Raw genomic sequence first — 431 nt, forward strand, 5'->3', positions numbered from 1 at the left:
CCGCCCGGCGGTTTCGGTACCTGGGTGGCAAGCTGCGGCTCGATGCGGGTCGGAGGGGCGGCCTTGACGGCGCCGGGCAGTGCGCCCGGTTTCAGCGAACCGGCTTTCGGAGGCAGGCGCTCGCGCCGCTTCCTCGGCGGCGCCGCCAGTTCCTCGATGCGACGGCCGGACTTCACGCTTTCGGGCCGCTCGCTCAGGATGTCGCGTTTCGCATCGGCAGCGAGGTCGCGCTCCTTGAACAGCAGCCAGTTCTTCTTGTTCTCGTCCTCGCCGGGCTTGGGCTTCAGGCGCGTCAGCATCCAGCCGCCATTGAGCTTCTGGCCGGCCAGCCGGAACTTGAAGGCGCCGGTGCGCAGGCTTTTGTCGACATCCTCCATCGGCGCCCAGGTGCCGGTGTCCCAGACGATCATCGGCCCGCCGCCATATTCGCC

1 protein-coding gene is annotated in these 431 nt (G+C 68.9%); it reads right to left on the reverse strand.

Translation table 11 applies throughout. The annotated features are described in order from the left end of the window. A partial coding sequence (locus EOA28_RS38255) for a DNA polymerase ligase N-terminal domain-containing protein (RefSeq protein WP_281060965.1) occupies positions 1–431 on the reverse strand: 431 nt, incomplete at both ends.

Origin of the sequence: Mesorhizobium sp. M2A.F.Ca.ET.067.02.1.1 (assembly GCF_004023285.1) — a bacterium.
In the GTDB taxonomy this organism is placed as follows: domain Bacteria; phylum Pseudomonadota; class Alphaproteobacteria; order Rhizobiales; family Rhizobiaceae; genus Mesorhizobium.